Source organism: Streptomyces sp. SCSIO ZS0520, assembly GCF_025643355.1.
GTDB lineage: Bacteria > Actinomycetota > Actinomycetes > Streptomycetales > Streptomycetaceae > Streptomyces > Streptomyces physcomitrii.
Genome location: NZ_CP092644.1, coordinates 2,019,535 through 2,037,414 on the forward strand (window position 1 = coordinate 2,019,535; position 17,880 = coordinate 2,037,414).

A 17,880-nucleotide genomic window follows, 5' to 3' on the forward strand; every position below is an offset into this window, starting at 1 on the left:
CCGAGGAACGCCACGGACAACACGCGCGAACGGCGGGCACGAACGACGCGCAGGAACGGCAGGCACGAAAGCCGGGGAGAGACGTGAGCACGAGCACGGACAGGGACACGGAGACGGATCAGGGCGTGAGCACAGGGGCGGCCGCCCGATGACCTCCTTCTGGACCGGTGAGCGGGTGCGACTGCGCGCGATCGAGCCGGAGGACTGGACGGCGCTGCGGCGCTTCGCCGAGGACGAGGAGCGGCTCGGGGACGTACTGCACCCGCCCCGTTCCGCCGAGGGCCACCGGGCCCGCGCGCAGGAGCAGTCCGGCGCCGCCCCGGACGACGACCGCTTCTCCCTGGCGGTCGAGGACCTCGGCACCGGGGAGATGGTCGGCGCCCTCGGTTCGCACCATGCCGATCGCCGGGCGGGCTGCTTCGAGTACGGCGTCACCATCGGGGCCGCGCACCGCCGCAAGGGGTACGCGGCCGAGGCCGTGACCCTGCTGCTGCGCTTCATGTTCACCGAGCAGCGCTACCACAAGTGCGCGGCCCGGGTCTTCGCCTCGAACGAGCCCTCGCTGACGCTGCACCACCGGCTCGGCTTCACCGAGGAGGGCCGCCTGCGCGAGCATGTGTACCTCGCCGGTCGGCACCAGGACCTCGTCATGATGGGCTTGCCGGCAAGGGAGTTCGCGGTGATCGATACGGCGGGCGGCGGCTGAGGAGCCCCCGGCGCGCAGAGCCCGCGAGTGGCGCGCGGACGGCGAGCTGGTGATGGCCTCCGAGGCGAACCGCGCCTTCCTGCTCCGGGCGGACTGGCTCGACCGGCGGCTCGTCCTCGCCTACGCCCTGCTGCGCGCCCGCGTCTCCCGTAGGCACCCCGCGCCGGCGCTGCTGCCGGAGTCCTGAGCGGCCCCGAGCGGAGCCCGTAACCCGGAAGCAAGCCGGCGCCCCTCGGAGAAACCCCCGCTTCACACACGGGCACTCCCCGGGAAACACCCCCCTCCTACCGTCCTGGGACATGGACACAGGGCTGTATACGCAGGGGGACACGGACCGCGATCCCCCGGGACCCGCGCCCCGCGAGCCGCTGCTGCCGCACCGTGACCGGGTCTACGCGCTGCTGCGCGAGGAGCTGCTCGGCGGGCGGATCGGGCCGCGGGAGCGGCTCGGGGAGGTGCGGCTCGCGGGGCGGTACGGGGTGTCCCGTACGCCGGTGCGCGAGGCGCTCGCCTGGTTGCGGGCGGACGGTCTGATCGAACGCGGCGACGGGGGCTACTTCCCGGTCGTACCGAATCTGGCGCAGCTGCGCGACCTGTACGAACTGCGGGTGACCCTGGAGCTGCGCGGGGTGGCCCGCGCGCTCGAGGACCCCTCGGTGCGGCACGACCCCGTGCTCCTCGGGGCGGAACTGGAGCGCTGGTACGCGCTGCGGGCCGCCCCGCCGCGGCCCGATCCGCAGTTCGTCGTCCTGGACGAGGAGTTCCACACCGCGCTCTCCCGGGCCTCGGGGAATCCGGCGCTGACCGAGGCGCTGGCCGCGGTGAACCGGAAGATCCGCCGGGTGAGGATGTACGACTTCCTGACCCAGGAGCGGGTGGACACCACCATCACCGAACACATCGAGATCATGGAACTCGTCCGCGAGGGACGCCTCGACGAGGGCCACCGCGCCCTGCACGAGCACGTCGGCGCCTCGATGGACGTGGTCCTGGAGCACGCCCGCCGGGCCCTGACGCAGATGGCCCTGCACACCGGCCACGCCTGAGCCTGAGCGCCCTCTCAGCCCCTCCCTCCCCCCCCCATGCGCCCTCTCCACTCGGCGCCCCCCTCTCCACCCGCTCGGCGCGGTCACCCCCGCCCCCGGGCACCACCGGCCCCTCCATCCGCTCCCCGGGCCACCCGCGCACCCGCATCCGCACCCGTACTCCCGCAGCGCCGAGGACGTCGCACCGGGACACGGCCCCGTGCCGTGAGTGAGCCCCTGCACTCCCCCAGCAGCAAGGAGGCGTGGCATGAGCGTCGAGCCACGACTGAAGGATTCCGCCGGACCGGCCGCCCCGCCGGAGCCCGCGGACCCCGGCACCGCACCGCGGGCCACCGAGGAGACGGCGGCCGGTCAGGCGGTCCAGGAGACCCTGGAGGACTACACCCTCCGCTTCGCGCCGCGCCGTTACCGCCGCTGGTCACCGATGGTGGTGGCCACCACCGCGCTCGGCGGCATCGCCTATATGGCCGACTTCTCCATCGGCGCGGGCATCGCCTTCTCGCACGGCACCGGCAACGCGCTGTACGCGATCGCGCTCGCCGCCGTCGTCATCTTCGTGACCGGCTTCCCGCTCGCCTACTACGCGGCGCGCTACAACATCGACCTGGACCTGATCACCCGCGGCTCCGGATTCGGCTACTACGGCTCGGTCCTGACCAGCGTGATCTTCGCCAGCTTCACCTTCATCTTCTTCGCGCTCGAAGGCTCGATCATGGCGCAGGGCCTCAAGCTCGGCCTCGATCTGCCGCTGTGGCTGGGCTATCTGCTCTCCACCTGCCTGGTGATCCCGCTGGTGATCTACGGGATGAAGGCGCTGAGCACGCTCCAGGTGTGGACCACGCCGATCTGGCTGCTGCTCATGGTCGGCCCGCTGGTCTATCTGATCGCCGAGGACCCGGGAACCGTGGACCGCTTCCTCGGCTACCCGGGCACCGGCGCGGAGGGCGGCGGGATCAGCACCGCCTCGGTGCTGCTCGGCGCGGGCGTCTGCCTCTCGCTGATCGCACAGATCGGCGAGCAGATCGACTATCTGCGCTTCATGCCGCCGAAGACCGAGGAGAACAGGCGGAGTTGGTGGGCGGCCGTGGTGATGGCCGGCCCCGGCTGGGTGGTGCTCGGCGCGCTCAAGCAGGCCATCGGGGTCTTCCTGGCGGTGTACGTACTGGCCGAGGTGGGCCCGGCGGCGGCGACCGAACCGATCCAGCAGTTCAAGGGCGCCTTCGACACCATGATGCCGTCCTGGCTGGTGCTGCCGCTCGCGGTGGTCCTGGTGGTGATCAGCCAGATCAAGATCAATGTCACCAACGCCTACTCCGGCTCGCTGGCCTGGACCAACTCCTTCACCCGGGTCACCAGGCGCTACCCGGGCCGCCTGGTCTTCGTCCTGGTCAACCTGGGCATCGCGCTCACGCTGATGGAGGCCGACATGTTCAGCTTCCTGGGCGACATCCTCAGCTTCTACGCGAACTGCGCGATCGCCTGGGTGGTCACCGTGGCCACCGACATCATGGTCAACAAGTACCTGTTGAAGCTGTCCCCGCACGCCCCCGAGTTCCGCCGGGGCATGCTCTACGCGGTCAACCCGGTCGGCGTGGTCGCCTTCACCGCCGCCTCCGGCCTGTCCATCGCGATGTACTTCCATCTGCTCGGCGACACGCTCCAGCCGTACTCGCCGGTGGCCGCCGTCGTCCTCGCCTTCGTGCTCACCCCCGTCATGGCCCTTGCCACCAAGGGCCGTTACTACCTGCGGCGCACCACGGACGGCATCGAGGAACCGCTGCTCGACGCGGAGGGCAACCCGAGCGGCACCCCGTACACCTGCCATGTCTGCCGGCGGGAGTACGAGCGCCCCGACCTCGCGGCCTGCCAGGCGCACCAGGACGTCGTCTGCTCGCTGTGCCTGAGCACCGACCGCACCGGCGCCCACGTACTGCCGCCCACGCCCGCGTAGCCCCGGCACCCGCGCCCGGCGTGCACCGCGCACGCCGGGCGCCCCCACCCCGTACCGCACCCCCATCCACCCCTCCGTCCATCCATCCGCAGCACGCCCCGCACCCCCGCTTCCCGTAGCGCTCCCGGAGGAGATGCCCCGTGTTCGACACCCTGCTCGTCGCCAACCGCGGTGAGATTGCCTGCCGGATCATCCGCAGCGCGCGGATGCTGGGCCTCGCCACCGTCGCGGTGTACTCCGACGCCGACAGCGCCGCCCCGCATGTGCGGATGGCGGACGAGGCGGTACGGCTCGGTCCGGCGCCGCCCGCCGAGAGCTATCTGCGCGCCGAGGCCGTGCTCGCGGCGGCCCTCGACACCGGCGCCGGGGCCGTCCACCCGGGGTACGGATTCCTGTCCGAGAACGCGGAGTTCGCCGCCGCGGTGGAGGCGGCGGGCCTGGTCTTCGCCGGGCCGACCCCGCGCCAGCTGGAGGTCTTCGGCGCCAAGCACACCGCCCGCGCCGCCGCCGAGCGGGCCGGGGTGCCGCTGCTCGCCGGCACCGGACTGCTCGGCGGGCAGGCCGAGGCCCTGGAGCGGGCCGCGGAGATCGGCTACCCGGTGATGCTGAAGTCGACCGGCGGGGGCGGCGGCATCGGCATGCAGCCCTGCCACTCGCCCGAGGAACTGGCCGCCGCCTTCCCGCGGGTGGTCCGGCTCGCGCAGAGCGGCTTCGGCGACGCCGGGGTCTTCCTGGAGCGGTACGTGCCCCGGGCCCGCCATGTCGAGGTGCAGGTCTTCGGCGACGGCGGCGGCCGGGTGGTCAGCCTCGGCGACCGCGACTGCAGCCTCCAGCGCCGCAACCAGAAGGTGGTCGAGGAGGCCCCGGCGCCCGCGCTGCCCCCCGCGGTGCGCGAGCGACTGCACCGCAGCGCACGGGAGTTGTGCGCCTCGGTGGACTACCGGTCCGCGGGCACCGTGGAGTTCGTCTACGACCCGGACCGCGCGGAGGCCGCCTTCCTGGAGGTCAACACCCGGCTCCAGGTGGAGCATCCGGTCACCGAGGAGATCACCGGCGTCGACCTGGTCGGCTGGATGCTGCGGCTGGCCCGCGGCGAACGGGACCTCCTCGACCAGGTGCCCGAGGACGGCCCGCCGCGCACCGGGCACGCGGTCGAGGCCCGGGTCTACGCCGAGGACCCGGAGCAGGAGTACCGGCCGAGCTCCGGTCTGCTCACCCGGGTCGCCCTGCCGGAGGGGGTCCGGGTGGACGGCTGGGCGGAGACCGGCCAGGAGATCTCCCCGGTCTACGATCCGCTGCTGGCCAAGATCGTCGCCACCGGCGCCGACCGCGCCGAGGCATTCGCCCGGCTCGCGAAGGCCCTGGAGCGGACCCGCTTCGACGGGGTGGAGACCAACCTCGGCCTCCTTGCGGCGAGTTGCCGCGAGCCGGAGGTGCTGCGGGCCGCCCACACCACCGGCACCCTGGCCCGGCTCGGCGACCCCCGGCCCCGGATCGACGTGGTGCGCGGCGGCACCCTGACCACCGTGCAGGACTGGCCGGGCCGTACCGGCTACTGGGAGGTCGGCATCCCGCCGAGCGGGCCGATGGACGACCTCTCCTTCCGGCTCGGCAACACCGCGCTCGGCAATCCGGCGGGCGCCCCCGGCCTGGAGTGCACCCTGGAGGGCCCCGCCCTGCGCTTCAAGCTGCCCACCGCGGTCTGCGTCACCGGCGCCCCGGCCGAGGTCACCGTGGACGGCCGCCGGGTGCGCCAGTGGGAGCCGGTGGAGGTGCCCGCCGGTGCCGTACTGGACGTGGGCACGCCCGAGGGCCCCGGGATGCGCACCTACGTCCTGGTCCGCGGCGGCCTCGATCTGCCCGGCTACCTCGGCAGCACCGCGACCTTCACCCTCGGCCGCTTCGGCGGGCACGGCGGGCGGGCGCTGCGCACCGGCGATGTGCTCCGCCCGGCGGAGGAGGCCGCCGACGCCCCCGCACCCGCGCCGGTACCCGCGGCCGAGCGGCCCCGCTTCACCGCGCACTGGCGGATCGCGGTCGCCGAAGGACCGCACCCGGCACCGGACTTCCTCACCCGGGCCGGACTCGACACGGTCCTCGCCGCCGAGTGGAAGGTCTCCGCGCAGTCCGCGCGCACCGGCGTGCGGCTGATCGGGCCGAAGCCCGAGTGGGCCCGCCCGGACGGCGGCGAGGCCGGGCTGCACCCCTCCAATGTGCACGACACCGCCTACTCGGTCGGCGCGGTCAACTTCACCGGGGACACCCCCGCGATCCTCGGCCCCGACGGCCCGAGCCTCGGCGGCTTCGCCTGTCCGGTCACCGTCGTCAGCGCCGAGCGCTGGAAGACCGGGCAGCTGCGGCCGGGCGACACGGTGCGCTTCGTACCGGTCCCCGAGGCGCACGCGGACGCGCTGCGGCAGGCGCCCGCCCTGCTCAGCAGCGCCGGGGAGCAGGGCGCCCGGGACGGCGACGACGGTGTGCTCGCCCGCCGCCCCGCCACCGGCGGCGACCCGGAGGTGGTCTACCGGCGCGGCGCCGACGACAACATCCTGGTCGAGTACGGTCCGATGGCGCTCGACCTCGGCCTGCGGATGCGGGTGCACGCCCTGGCCGCGCACCTGTCCGCGCACCGCCCCGCGGGACTGGTCGACATGACCCCGGGGGTGCGCTCCCTGCATCTGCACACCGACCCGGACGCCCTGCCGCTGCGCACCCTGCTCGGACTGCTGCGCGAGGCGGAGGAGGCGCTGCCCGCGACCGGTGGACTGACCGTGCCCAGCAGGGAGGTCCATCTGCCGCTCGCCTGGGACGACCCGACCGTGGACGAGGCGATCGCGCGCTACGAGGCCTCGGTGCGGTCCGGGGCGCCCTGGAATCCGTCCAATATCGAGTTCATCCGCCGCATCAACGGACTGGAGAGCGCGGAGGCGGTGCGCCGGACGGTCTTCGACGCCCGCTACCTGGTCCTCGGGCTCGGCGACGTCTACCTCGGCGCGCCCGCCGCCACCCCGCTCGACCCGCGGCACCGCCTGGTCACCACCAAGTACAACCCGGCGCGCACCTGGACCGCCGAGGCGGGCGTCGGCATCGGCGGCTCGTATCTGTGCGTCTACGGGATGGAGAGCCCCGGCGGCTACCAGCTGATCGGGCGGACGGTGCCGATCTGGGGCGGGCTGCGCCCCGGGCGCTCTTTCGAGGACGGGGTGCCCTGGCTGCTGCGCTTCTTCGACCGGATCGTCTGGCACCCGGTCGAACCGGCCGAACTCCTCGATCTGCGGGCCGACTTGGCGGTCGGGCGCAGCGAGGTCGACATCCGCCCCGGGGACTTCTCGCTCGCCGCGCACGAGCGCTTCCTCGCCGAGCACGCCGCGGACATCGCCGCCTTCCGGCAGCGCCAGTCGGCCGCCTTCGAGGCGGAGCGGCAGGCCTGGGAAGCCGCGGGCGAGTTCGCCACCGAGGAGGTGCCCGCCGCCGCCCCGGCCGCGCCCGCGTACCAGGTGCCGCCCGGGGGAACGCTGGTGGACGCGCCGCTGAGTTCGAGCGTCTGGAAGGTGGCGGCGCCCGCGGGCACCCGGGTGGCGGCCGGTGCCCCGCTGGTCGTCCTCGAAGCCATGAAGATGGAGGTGGTGGTGCGGGCGCCCGCCGACGGCGTCGTCGCCGATGTGCTCGTCACCCCGGGCCAGCAGATCGACGCCGGGACCCCGCTGACCGTCCTCGCACGGGAGGAAGCCGCATGAAGCCCTCGTCCCCCACCCCCCACCCCACCGTCGAGGCGCGCGTCGAGGCCGCCTACCGCCGGATCGAGGAGGCCGCGCGCCCCGAGGTCTGGATCACCCTGCGCCCCCAGGAGGGGGTACGGGCCGAGGCGCGGACCCTGGACGCCCGGCTCGCCGCCGGGGAGCAACTGCCGCTCGCCGGACTGCTGATGGCGGTCAAGGACAACATCGACGTGGTCGGCCTGCCCACCACGGCGGCCTGCCCCTCCTACGCCTACCGGCCCGCCGCCTCCGCGACGGCCGTGCAGCGGCTGACGGACGCGGGCGCCCTGGTGCTCGGCAAGACCAATATGGACCAGTTCGCCACCGGGCTCGTCGGCACCCGCAGCCCCTACGGCGCGGTGCGCGGGGCGGCCGACCCGGAACTGATCTCCGGCGGCTCCAGTTCGGGTTCGGCGGTGGCGGTCGCCCTCGGCATCGCGGACTTCGCGCTGGGCACCGACACCGCGGGCTCCGGGCGGGTGCCCGCCGCGCTCGGCGGCCTGGTCGGGATCAAGCCCACCCTGGGCCTGGTGCCCGCCACCGGGGTGGTCCCGGCGGCCCGGCCCTACGACTGCGTCACCGTCTTCGCCGCCACGCTGACCACCGCGCAGCGCGCCCTCACCGTGATGACCGGTCCGGACGAGGGCGACCCGCGCAGCCGCGACTGGCCCGCCGGGGTACGGCTCGCCGCGCCCGCGCGCCCCCGCCTCGCGGTCCCCCGGGCGGCCGACCTCGCCCCGCTCGGCCCCGGCGCCCGCGCCGCCTTCGCCACCGCGCTCGACCGCCTGGCGGCCGCCGGGGCGCGGACCGAGGTCCTCGACGTGAGCCCGCTCCTGGAGGCCGCGCGGCTGCTCTACGAAGGGGCGCTGGTGGCCGAACGGTACGCCGCCGTGGGCGAGTTCCTCGAAGGGCGCCCCGCGGACGCGGACCCCACGGTGGCCAGGATCGTGCTGGCCGCCGCCGGGATCCCCGCCGCGGCGCTCGCCGCCGACCAGGAGCGGCTCGACATCTTCCGGGCCGAGGCCGGGCGCCTCCTGGACGGCTTCGACGCGCTGGTGCTGCCGACCACGACCGGGCACCCCAGCCTGGCGGAGGTCGCGGCGGACCCGGTGGGCGTCAACTCCCGCCTGGGCACCTACACCAACTTCGTGAACCTCCTGGACATGGCGGCCGTCGCCGTCCCGGCGGGCGAGGCCGACGGGACCCCCTTCGGGGTGAGCGTGATCACCCGCGCCTTCGAGGACCAGGCCGCCCTGGACATCGCCGCCCTGCTCACCGGGGAGCGGTCCGCGCCGCCCTACCCCGGCACCGGCACCGACCTCGCGGTCTTCGGCGCGCATCTGCGCGGGCAGCCCCTGCATCCCCAACTCACCGCGCTCGGCGCCCGGTTCGCGGGCGAGCTGCGCACCGCGCCGGACTACCGCCTGTTCGCCCTCGGCACCGTGCCCCCGAAGCCGGGCCTGGTCCGGGTGGCCCCCGGGGCGGGCGCCGCGCTCGCCGGGGAGCGCTGGACCCTCTCGCCCGCCGCCCTCGGCCGCTTCCTCGCCGAGCTGCCCCCACCCATGTCGCTGGGCCGGATCCGGCTCGACGACGGCAGCTGGGTGCTCGGCTTCCAGTGCGATCCGCACTCCGCCGCCGCCGGGCAGGACATCACCGCGTACGGGGGCTGGCTCGCGTATCAGGCGGCCGGGGCAGCTGGGGCGGCGGACGGCGGCCTCGCGGGCGCCCCGGCCGGGCAGGCGCCCGGTTCCGCGCCGGAGGCGGCCGCCCGGTAGCAACCGCCGGGTTTGCTAAGGCGAGCCGCCCTGGAGAGGTGAACGGGCGGGCGGGGCGGGCCTGTTGAGGTGTGGCGGGCGGTGCGGGCGGGGGCCCGCGCCCGCCCGCGCGCCGCTGTGCGGGCGGGGTCCGGCGCGGGGCTCAAGGCACCGCGACGCACCCGGCGTACCGCTTCCGGGCCTCAACCGCGGCCCCGGGACCGCGACTTCGCATCTCACCTCCGGACACCGGGGGACAACGCACGGCAAGTACCCGTTCATGCCCCAAAGCCCGGACGCACGGGCAGAAATACCGACTGTTCGTGTGCGCACGCGAAGACTTCCCACTCCGGCCAGGTCACAAGCGGAATGCTTCCCACCGCATCAACTCCCCTGCATCCGGCCCGCGTTCGCACCGGTCGGCGAAGCGGCCGGGAGCGCCGGCCCCGCCACCCGGGGCGGACGGCCGACTGGCCGAATAGCCATGTACACGTGATCCATCAACAGGCTGGCGTGATAACGGATTTCATGGCGCGGCCGCCGGAAGCTCGCGAGAAAAGCCCAGTACAGAGGGTTGATGACGGATCAACATTGCGGCGGTGTGAACGGTTGCCCGCCACATCGGATCCGCATTGCGAACACCGTCCACCGGGCAACGAACTTTTTCCGGCCAACCTCTTGAGGGGATCCTGACAGCGGCCCCGGATTCCTGTCACTCTTCCCTCGGCCATCACACAGCCGCCCCGAGCTTCACCAACCGGTCACGTGAAGGTCCCACTTGTGTGCTTCCCGCACGGGTCCACGAGTGGTGCTTGCTCCAGATTTCCGGATCTTCTGGATTTTCTGCGTTCTGCGTTCTCGTTCCATCGCTGTGCCCCGGACGGCAACCCACCCTCCGGGTCTCCCGGCCGCCACCCCGCGGCCACGCAGAAGGAGTCAGTGTTGAGCACCTCCCACAGACGCACCTCCCACACCCAGCGCAAAGCCGCGGCCGGCGCCCTGGTCGCCGTGGCGGCCCTGCTCGCCGTCGCCGTCCAGTCCGGTGCCGCCACCGCCGAGGACAGCGCGAGCGCCCAGCCCGCCCTCGGCAAGGTCGACAAGGGCTCGCTGATCACCAACCTCAGCCCGGCCCAGCGCGCCGAGCTGATACGCGAGGCCTCCACCGGCACCGCGGACGCCGCCCGCTCCCTCGGCCTCGGCGCCAAGGAGAAGCTGGTCGTCCGCGACGTGGTCAAGGACCGCGACGGCACCCTGCACACCCGCTACGAGCGCACCTACGACGGGCTGCCGGTGCTCGGCGGCGACCTCGTCGTCAAGACCGCGAAGTCGGGTGCCACCGAGGGCGTGACGCGGGCCAGCAAGGCGGAGCTGAAGGGCATCGCCACCAAGGCCGCGGTCAAGCCGGCCGCCGCCGAGAAGCAGGCGCTCGGCGCCGCGAAGGCCGCGGGCTCCAAGGCGAGCGACGCCTCCCGCGCCCCGCGCAAGGTGGTCTGGAGCGCCGACGGCAAGCCCGTCCTCGCCTACGAGACCGTGGTCGGCGGCCTCCAGGAGGACGGCACCCCGAACGAGCTGCACGTGGTGACGGACGCCGCCACCGGCAAGAAGCTCTACGAGTGGCAGGGCATCGAGAACGGCACCGGCAACACCCAGCACAGCGGCCAGGTGACCCTCGGCTCGACCCAGTCGGGCTCCACCTTCAACCTGACCGACGGCGGCCGGGGCGGCCACAAGACGTACAACCTGAACCACGCCACCTCCGGCACCGGGACCCTCTTCTCCGGTCCGGACGACGTCTGGGGCAACGGCAGCCCGAGCAACGTCGAGACCGCGGGCGCGGACGCGGCCTACGGCGCCCAGCTCACCTGGGACTACTACAAGAACGTCTACGGCCGCAGCGGCATCCGCGGTGACGGGGTCGGCGCGTACTCCCGCGTCCACTACGGCAACAACTACGTCAACGCCTTCTGGTCGGACAGCTGCTTCTGCATGACCTACGGCGACGGTGCGGGCAACAACAGCCCGCTCACCGCCATCGACGTGGCGGGCCACGAGATGACGCACGGCGTCACCTCCAACACCGCGGGCCTGATCTACAGCGGCGAGTCCGGCGGCCTCAACGAGGCCACCTCGGACATCTTCGGCACCGCCGTGGAGTTCTACGCCAACAACTCCAACGACGTCGGCGACTACCTCATCGGCGAGAAGATCGACATCAACGGCGACGGCACCCCGCTGCGCTACATGGACAAGCCGAGCAAGGACGGCGCCTCCAAGGACTCCTGGTACTCGGGCATCGGCAATGTCGACGTCCACTACTCCTCGGGCCCGGCGAACCACTTCTTCTACCTGCTCTCCGAGGGCAGCGGGCAGAAGGTCATCAACGGCGTCACCTACAACTCGCCCACCGCGGACGGCCAGCCCGTGACCGGAATCGGTCGTGACAAGGCCGCCCTCATCTGGTACAAGGCGCTCACCACCAAGTTCACCTCCACCACCAACTACGCGGCCGCCCGTACCGGCACCCTCGCGGTGGCCGGCGAGCTGTACGGCACCACCAGCGCCGAGTACAAGGCCGTGCAGGACGCCTGGGCCGGTGTCGCGGTCGGCAGCCGGGGCGGCACGCCCGGCGGCAAGACCTTCGAGAACACCACCGCGGTCGCCATCCCGGACGCCGGGGCGGCGGTGACCTCCTCGGTCAGCGTCACCGGCATCACCGGCCGGGCCCCGGCCAACCTCCAGGTGGCGGTGGACATCACCCACACCTACCGCGGTGACCTGGTCATCGACCTGGTGGCCCCGGACGGTTCGGCCTACCGCCTGAAGAACTCCAGCTCCTCCGACTCGGCCGACAACGTCAAGGAGACGTACTCGGTCAACGCCTCCTCGGAGGAGGCCAACGGCACCTGGAAGCTCAAGGTCCAGGACGTCGCGCGGCAGGACACCGGCAAGATCAACAGCGTCAAGGTGACCTTCCCGTAAGGCCGCGGACGGCCCGGCAGGACCGGGCCGCGCGGTGAACCGACAGGCGCCGTCCCGGTGGTCGACACCGGGGCGGCGCCGCCGTGTGCGCCCTGTTCCTCCCGAACGCACCGCGTGGGCGGGGCTGTTCACATTGCGGTCGTACGCGTGCAGTGGACGGACAAGTTCTGGTCAAGAACCGTCCACACTCCTGACATGTTCGCGCCCCGCATGGCACTGTTCCCTCTCAAGAACCACCCGCACCGCACCTTTCGGACAGCGATCCCTGCTGTCCGAACCCCACGAAGGAGCTTTGCGTGACCCCCCACATGTCACAGAGCAAGGGCTACATAGCCACCCACAAGCGCTCGACGCTGGCCATCGCCACGGCACTGGCCGCCGGCTCCGCGCTTCTGGCCACCGGGCTCGCCGGTGGCGCCACCGCCGCCCCGGCCCCGGCCAAGTCCGAGAAGGGCGCCTCCGTCTCGGCCGCCCAGGCGGCGCGCGTCTCCATGATCAAGGCCGCGGAGAAGAAGACCGCCGCGGTCGCCGAGGAGCTGAAGCTCGGCTCCCAGGAGAAGCTGGTCGTCAAGGACGTCATCAAGGACAACAAGGGCACCGTCCACACCCGCTACGAGCGCACCTTCGCGGGCATGCCGGTCCTCGGCGGCGACCTGATCGTCCACAAGACCGAGGCGGGCAAGACCGAGACCACCAAGGCGACCGAGAAGAAGATCGCGGTCTCCACCAAGGCGCTCTCCGCGGCCAAGGCCCCCAAGGACGCCCGCAAGGTCGTCTGGGCCGCCACCGGCACCCCGACCCTCGCCTTCGAGACGGTCAAGACCGGCAAGGCCAAGGACGGCACGCCCACCAAGCTGCACATCGTCACCGACGCCGAGAGCGGCAAGAAGCTCGCGCAGTGGGACGACATCCACACCGGCACCGGTGAGACCACCTACAGCGGCAGCGTGGAGATCGGCTCCAAGGAGGGCTCCGGCGGCTTCGAGCTGACCGACGACTCCCGCGGCGGCCACTCGACCTTCACCCTCGACAACGGCGAGGGCGAGGGCGTCCTCGCCACCGACGACGACGACAAGTGGGGCGACGGCACCCCGGCGGACAAGAACACCGCCGCCGCCGACGCCGCCTACGGCGCCCAGGTCACCTGGGACTACTACAAGAGCGTCCACGGCCGCGAGGGCATCAAGGGCGACGGCCAGGGTGCCACCTCCCGCGTCCACTACGGCGACAACTACGTCAACGCCTTCTGGGACGACAGCTGCTTCTGCATGACCTACGGCGACGGCGAGGGCAACGAGCACCCGCTGACCTCGATCGACGTGGCCGCGCACGAGATGAGCCACGGCGTCACCTCGGCCACCGCCAACCTGAACTACATGGGCGAGTCCGGCGGTCTGAACGAGGCCACCTCGGACATCTTCGGCACGGCGGTGGAGTTCAGCGCCGAGAACGCCGAGGACAAGGGCGACTACCTCATCGGTGAAGAGATCGACATCAACGGTGACGGCAGCCCGCTGCGCTACATGGACGAGCCGAGCAAGGACGGCTCCTCGCTGGACTACTGGAGCGCCGACGCTGGCAACGTCGACGTCCACTACTCCTCGGGCATCGCCAACCACTTCTTCTACATCCTGTCCGAGGGCAGCGGTGAGAAGGAGATCGACGGCGTGACGTACAACTCGCCCACCAAGGACGGCTCCAAGGTCGAGGGCATCGGCCGGGACAAGGCCGAGAAGATCTGGTTCAAGGCCCTGACCGAGTACATGACCTCCACCACCGACTACGCGGGTGCCCGCGAGGCGACCGTCAAGGCCGCCACCGACCTCTACGGCGCCGACGGCGCCGAGGTCAAGGGCGTCGAGGCCGCGTGGACCGGCGTGGACGTCAAGGGCTGACACCCTCCGGCCCGGACCTGAGGTCCGGCACCGGCGTTTGACCGGGCGGCGCCACGGGGATCACGAATCCCCGGGCGCCGCCCGCACCATGTCCAGCTTGGGGACCCGTACCACCGGCGCCCGGGACCCGCCCGCGCGGCGCGCTCCCCGCGTACGCCGGGCCGCACTGCCGGGCCGGGCAACTGCCAAGCCCTGGAAGCACGGTGAACGGGAGAAGTCCATGGCAACTCCGCTGTCCGCGGACAAGATGATCGCCGCCCTGCGCGCCGAGGGCGTCGCCCCCGTCGAGCGCGAGGGCTGGCGCACCCACAACCGCAACGAGGCCGGGCCCTGGGGCGGGGTGAACGGCGTCCTCATCCACCACACCGCCGGGCGCGACAGCCTCGACCTGGTCTGGGACGGGCGCTCCGACCTGCCGGGCCCGCTCGCCCACACCCACCTGGCCAAGAACGGCACCGCCACGATGACCGGCAACGGCCGCGCCAACCACGCGGGCCGGGCCGCCCGCAACGCCTTCGACGCGGTGGTCGCCGAGTCCTCCACCCACCCCGCGCCCTCCGCGGCCAGCGGGACGGTCGACGGCAACCAGCACTTCTACGGCATCGAGATCGAGAACCTCGGCGACGGCGACGACCCCTACCCGGGCGCCCAGTACGACAAGGCGGTGCGCTGGGCCGCCGCCATCTGCCGGGCGCACGGCTGGACCCAGCACTCCGTCGTCGGCCACAAGGAGACCTCGATCGAGGGGAAGATCGACCCCTCGTTCAGCATGAACTCCTTCCGCGCCAAGGTCGCCGACCGCCTCTCCCACGACGCGGGCTGGGACCCGGTCGCCCCCGCCGAGGACGAGACCGCAGAGGACGAGACCGGGGTCCTCGACGGGTGACGCGGCTGCGGCGGCCGGGGCGCGTGAACCGGCGGTCGCTGCCGCCGAGTTCGCGCGCCCCGGCCGCCGGACCCCCTCAGCGCAGGAGCACCCCGGACTCCCCCGCGCCCTCCGAGGGCCAGGCCACCAGGCCGAGTTCGGCGGGGCCGCCGAGCAGCCGGTGGGCGGGCAGGACCCGGACCGTGTAGCCGATGGGCCCGGTGCGGTCCAGGGTGAGCGGGCCCTCGTAGAGCAGGCGGCCGTCCAGGTCGGGGCCGCCCAGCGGTTTCAGGGAGACGGTGGTGGGCGAGGAGATGCGGTCGGCGGAGTCGACGCGCCCGGTGACCGCCTGCACCTGGACGTCGTCGGGGCCGAGTTCGCCGAGCCGGACCCCGACGCGCAGCGCGAGCGTGCTGCCGACCTCGGCGGTCGCGGAGGTGGCCGAGGCCTCCACGTGCTCGACCGCCACCTGCGGCCAGGCGGCGCGCAACCGCCCCTTGAACCAGGCGAGTTCACGGGAGGCGTCCTCGTCCATGGCGCGCGCGGCCCGGGCGGCCGGGGCGTAGAGCCGGGTCACGTACTCGCGGACCATGCGCCCGGCGAGCACCTTCGGGCCCAGCTGGGTCAGGGTGCGGCGGACCATCTCGATCCAGCGGTCGGGCAGTCCCTCGGGACCGCGCTCGTAGAAGCGCGGGGCCACCCGGCGCTCCAGGAGTTCGTACAGGGCGCGGGCCTCCAGGTCGTCGCGCCGGTCCTCGTCGGCCGCGTCCCCGTCCGCGGTGGGCACCGCCCAGCCGAAGTCGGGTTCGTACCACTCGTCCCACCAGCCGTCCAGGACCGAGAGGTTGAGGCAGCCGTTGAGGGCGGCCTTCATCCCGGAGGTGCCGCAGGCCTCCAGCGGGCGCAGCGGGTTGTTCAGCCAGACGTCGCAGCCCGGGTAGAGCTTCTCGGCCATCGCCATGCCGTAGTCGGGCAGGAAGACGATGCGTTCGCGCACCCGGGGGTCGTCGGTGAAGCGGACCAGCGCCTGCACCAGCCGCTTGCCGCCGTCGTCCGCGGGGTGCGCCTTGCCCGCGACCACGATCTGCACCGGCCGCTCGGGGTGCAGCAGCAGCGCCCGCAGCCGGTCAGGGTCGCGCAGCATCAGCGTCAACCGCTTGTACGAGGGCACCCGGCGGGCGAAGCCGATGGTGAGGATCCCGGGGTCGAAGACCCGCTCGATCCAGCCGAGTTCGGCCGCCGAGGCACCGCGCTCGCGCCAGGAGTCCCACAGGCGCCGGCGGACCTCGCCGACGAGCTGGGTGCGCAGGGTGCGGCGCAGCTCCCAGAGTTCCGCGCCCGGGACGGCGCCGACCGCCGCCGCGCGCTCGGGGCCGCCGAGGGTCATGGCCTCCTCGACGCGCTCCTCGCCGATCCCCCGGGCGCCGAGGGCGCGGACCTCGGGGGCGGTCCAGGTGGGGGCGTGCACCCCGTTGGTGATCGAGGTGATCGGCACCTCCTCGGCATCGAATCCCGGCCAGAGCCCGGCGAACATCTCCCGGCTGACCCGGCCGTGCAGCAGCGAGACGCCGTTGGCGCGGCGGGCGAGCCTGAGGCCCATCACCGCCATGTTGAAGACCCCGGGGTCGGCGCCCTCGCCGGTCTCGGTGCCGAGGCGCAGGATGCGCTCGGTCTCGATGCCGGGCAGTTCGGCCTCGGGTCCGAAGTGCCGTGCCACCAGGGCCGCGTCGAAGCGGTCGATGCCCGCGGGGACGGGGGTGTGGGTGGTGAAGACGGTCCCGGCGGCGACCCGCTCCAGGGCCGAGCCGAAGTCCGCGCCCGGCCGCCCGCCGCGGGCGGCCGTGAACTCGTGCAGGCGCTCCAGGCCGAGGAAGCCGGCGTGGCCCTCGTTGGTGTGGAAGACCTCGGGAGCCGGGTGGCCGGTCAGCCGGCAGTAGGCGCGCACCGCGCGGACCCCGCCGATGCCGAGCAGCATCTCCTGGAGCAGCCGGTGCTCGCTGCCGCCGCCGTAGAGCCGGTCGGTGACCTCGCGGGCCGCGCGGTCGTTCTCCTCGACCGCGGAGTCGAGCAGCAGCAGGGGCACCCGCCCGACCTGCGCCTGCCAGATCCGGGCGCGCAGCAGGCGGCCGCCGGGCAGGGCGAGGACGGTCAGGGCGGGGCCCCCGTCGGCCTCGCGGAGCAGGTGGAGCGGCAGCTCGTGGGGGTCGAGGACGGGGTAGTGCTCCTGCTGCCAGCCCTCGCGGGAGAGCGACTGGCGGAAGTAGCCGTGCCGGTAGAGCAGCCCGACCCCGATCAGCGGGACGCCGAGGTCGCTGGCCGATTTCAGATGGTCCCCGGCGAGGATGCCGAGGCCGCCCGAGTACTGCGGAAGCGCCGCGGTGATCCCGAACTCCGGCGAGAAGTAGGCGATCGCGGCGGGCTGTCCCGCGCCCTGCTCCTGGTACCAGCGGGCGCCCTCCAGATAGCCGCGGAGCTCCTGGTGCGCCTCGGCGAGGCGGGCGAGGAAACCGTCCTCGGCGGCCAGTTCCGCGAGGCGCGCGGGCGGTACGCAGCCGAGCAGCCGCAGCGGGTCGCCGCCGGTCTCCTCGAAGCGGTCCGGGTCGACGGAGCGGAAGAGCGCGCGGGTGGGCGGATGCCAGGACCAGCGCAGATTGCGGGCGAGTTCGTTCAGGGGGGCGAGGGGTTCGGGGAGGACGGGACGGACGGTGAACCGACGGATTGCCTTCACGTTTCCACCTTCGCGGGCGAAGCGGGCGGCGACGGGGAGATGGCCCGGTGCGTCGCCTTGTGGTGCTGCCGAACCGTAGCGAGCGGGCGGCGGGCGCGGGCAGGGCGCGCCGGGGGCGGGCGGGTCGCGCGTGTCGCGTTACGCGTGAGTAGTTAACAAAGAGGCGGATTGCCCACCCGCGTAGCGGGGGAAGGCTCC

10 protein-coding genes are annotated in these 17,880 nt (G+C 73.2%); 9 read left to right on the forward strand and 1 reads right to left on the reverse strand.

All coding sequences use genetic code 11. The features are described 5' to 3' along the window. Positions 1-148 precede the first annotated feature (148 nt). The 9 genes from MID12_RS07240 (at position 149) to MID12_RS07280 (ending at position 14,975) form a co-directional block, all read left to right on the forward strand. On the forward strand, positions 149-706 hold the full coding sequence (locus tag MID12_RS07240) for a GNAT family N-acetyltransferase (protein WP_263165512.1): 558 nt from the start codon (positions 149-151) through the stop codon (positions 704-706). A 52-nt stretch (positions 707-758) separates the two neighbouring features. After that, on the forward strand, positions 759-893 hold the full coding sequence (locus tag MID12_RS07245; protein WP_257786917.1) for a hypothetical protein: 135 nt from the start codon (positions 759-761) through the stop codon (positions 891-893). Positions 894-1,005: 112 nt separating this feature from the next. Then, positions 1,006-1,752, forward strand: coding sequence for a GntR family transcriptional regulator (locus MID12_RS07250; protein ID WP_040248114.1), 747 nt, complete (start codon positions 1,006-1,008; stop codon positions 1,750-1,752). Positions 1,753-1,999: 247 nt separating this feature from the next. Then, entirely contained in the window at positions 2,000-3,703 is a 1,704-nt protein-coding gene (locus tag MID12_RS07255; RefSeq protein ID WP_263165513.1) for a purine-cytosine permease family protein, read from the forward strand. A gap of 140 nt (positions 3,704-3,843) precedes the next feature. Beyond that, positions 3,844-7,440, forward strand: coding sequence for an urea carboxylase (gene uca / locus MID12_RS07260; protein WP_263165514.1), 3,597 nt, complete (start codon positions 3,844-3,846; stop codon positions 7,438-7,440). Continuing rightward, on the forward strand, positions 7,437-9,236 hold the full coding sequence (gene atzF / locus MID12_RS07265) for an allophanate hydrolase (protein WP_263165515.1): 1,800 nt from the start codon (positions 7,437-7,439) through the stop codon (positions 9,234-9,236). Before uca ends, atzF begins: the two co-directional genes overlap by 4 nt. A gap of 918 nt (positions 9,237-10,154) precedes the next feature. Then, positions 10,155-12,194, forward strand: coding sequence for a M4 family metallopeptidase (locus tag MID12_RS07270; protein WP_263165517.1), 2,040 nt, complete (start codon positions 10,155-10,157; stop codon positions 12,192-12,194). Between the two features lie 296 nt (positions 12,195-12,490). Next, complete coding sequence (locus tag MID12_RS07275) at positions 12,491-14,089, forward strand: M4 family metallopeptidase (protein WP_411576916.1); 1,599 nt, start codon at positions 12,491-12,493, stop codon at positions 14,087-14,089. Between the two features lie 220 nt (positions 14,090-14,309). Further along, the gene (locus MID12_RS07280) at positions 14,310-14,975 is read left to right on the forward strand and encodes an N-acetylmuramoyl-L-alanine amidase (protein WP_263165518.1); all 666 of its coding nucleotides are present in this window, start codon (positions 14,310-14,312) and stop codon (positions 14,973-14,975) included. A gap of 76 nt (positions 14,976-15,051) precedes the next feature. Here MID12_RS07280 and glgP read toward each other — a convergent pair whose 3' ends face one another. Continuing rightward, positions 15,052-17,682, reverse strand: a complete 2,631-nt coding sequence (glgP, locus tag MID12_RS07285; protein ID WP_263165520.1) for an alpha-glucan family phosphorylase — start codon at positions 17,680-17,682, stop codon at positions 15,052-15,054. Positions 17,683-17,880: the final 198 nt, after the last annotated feature.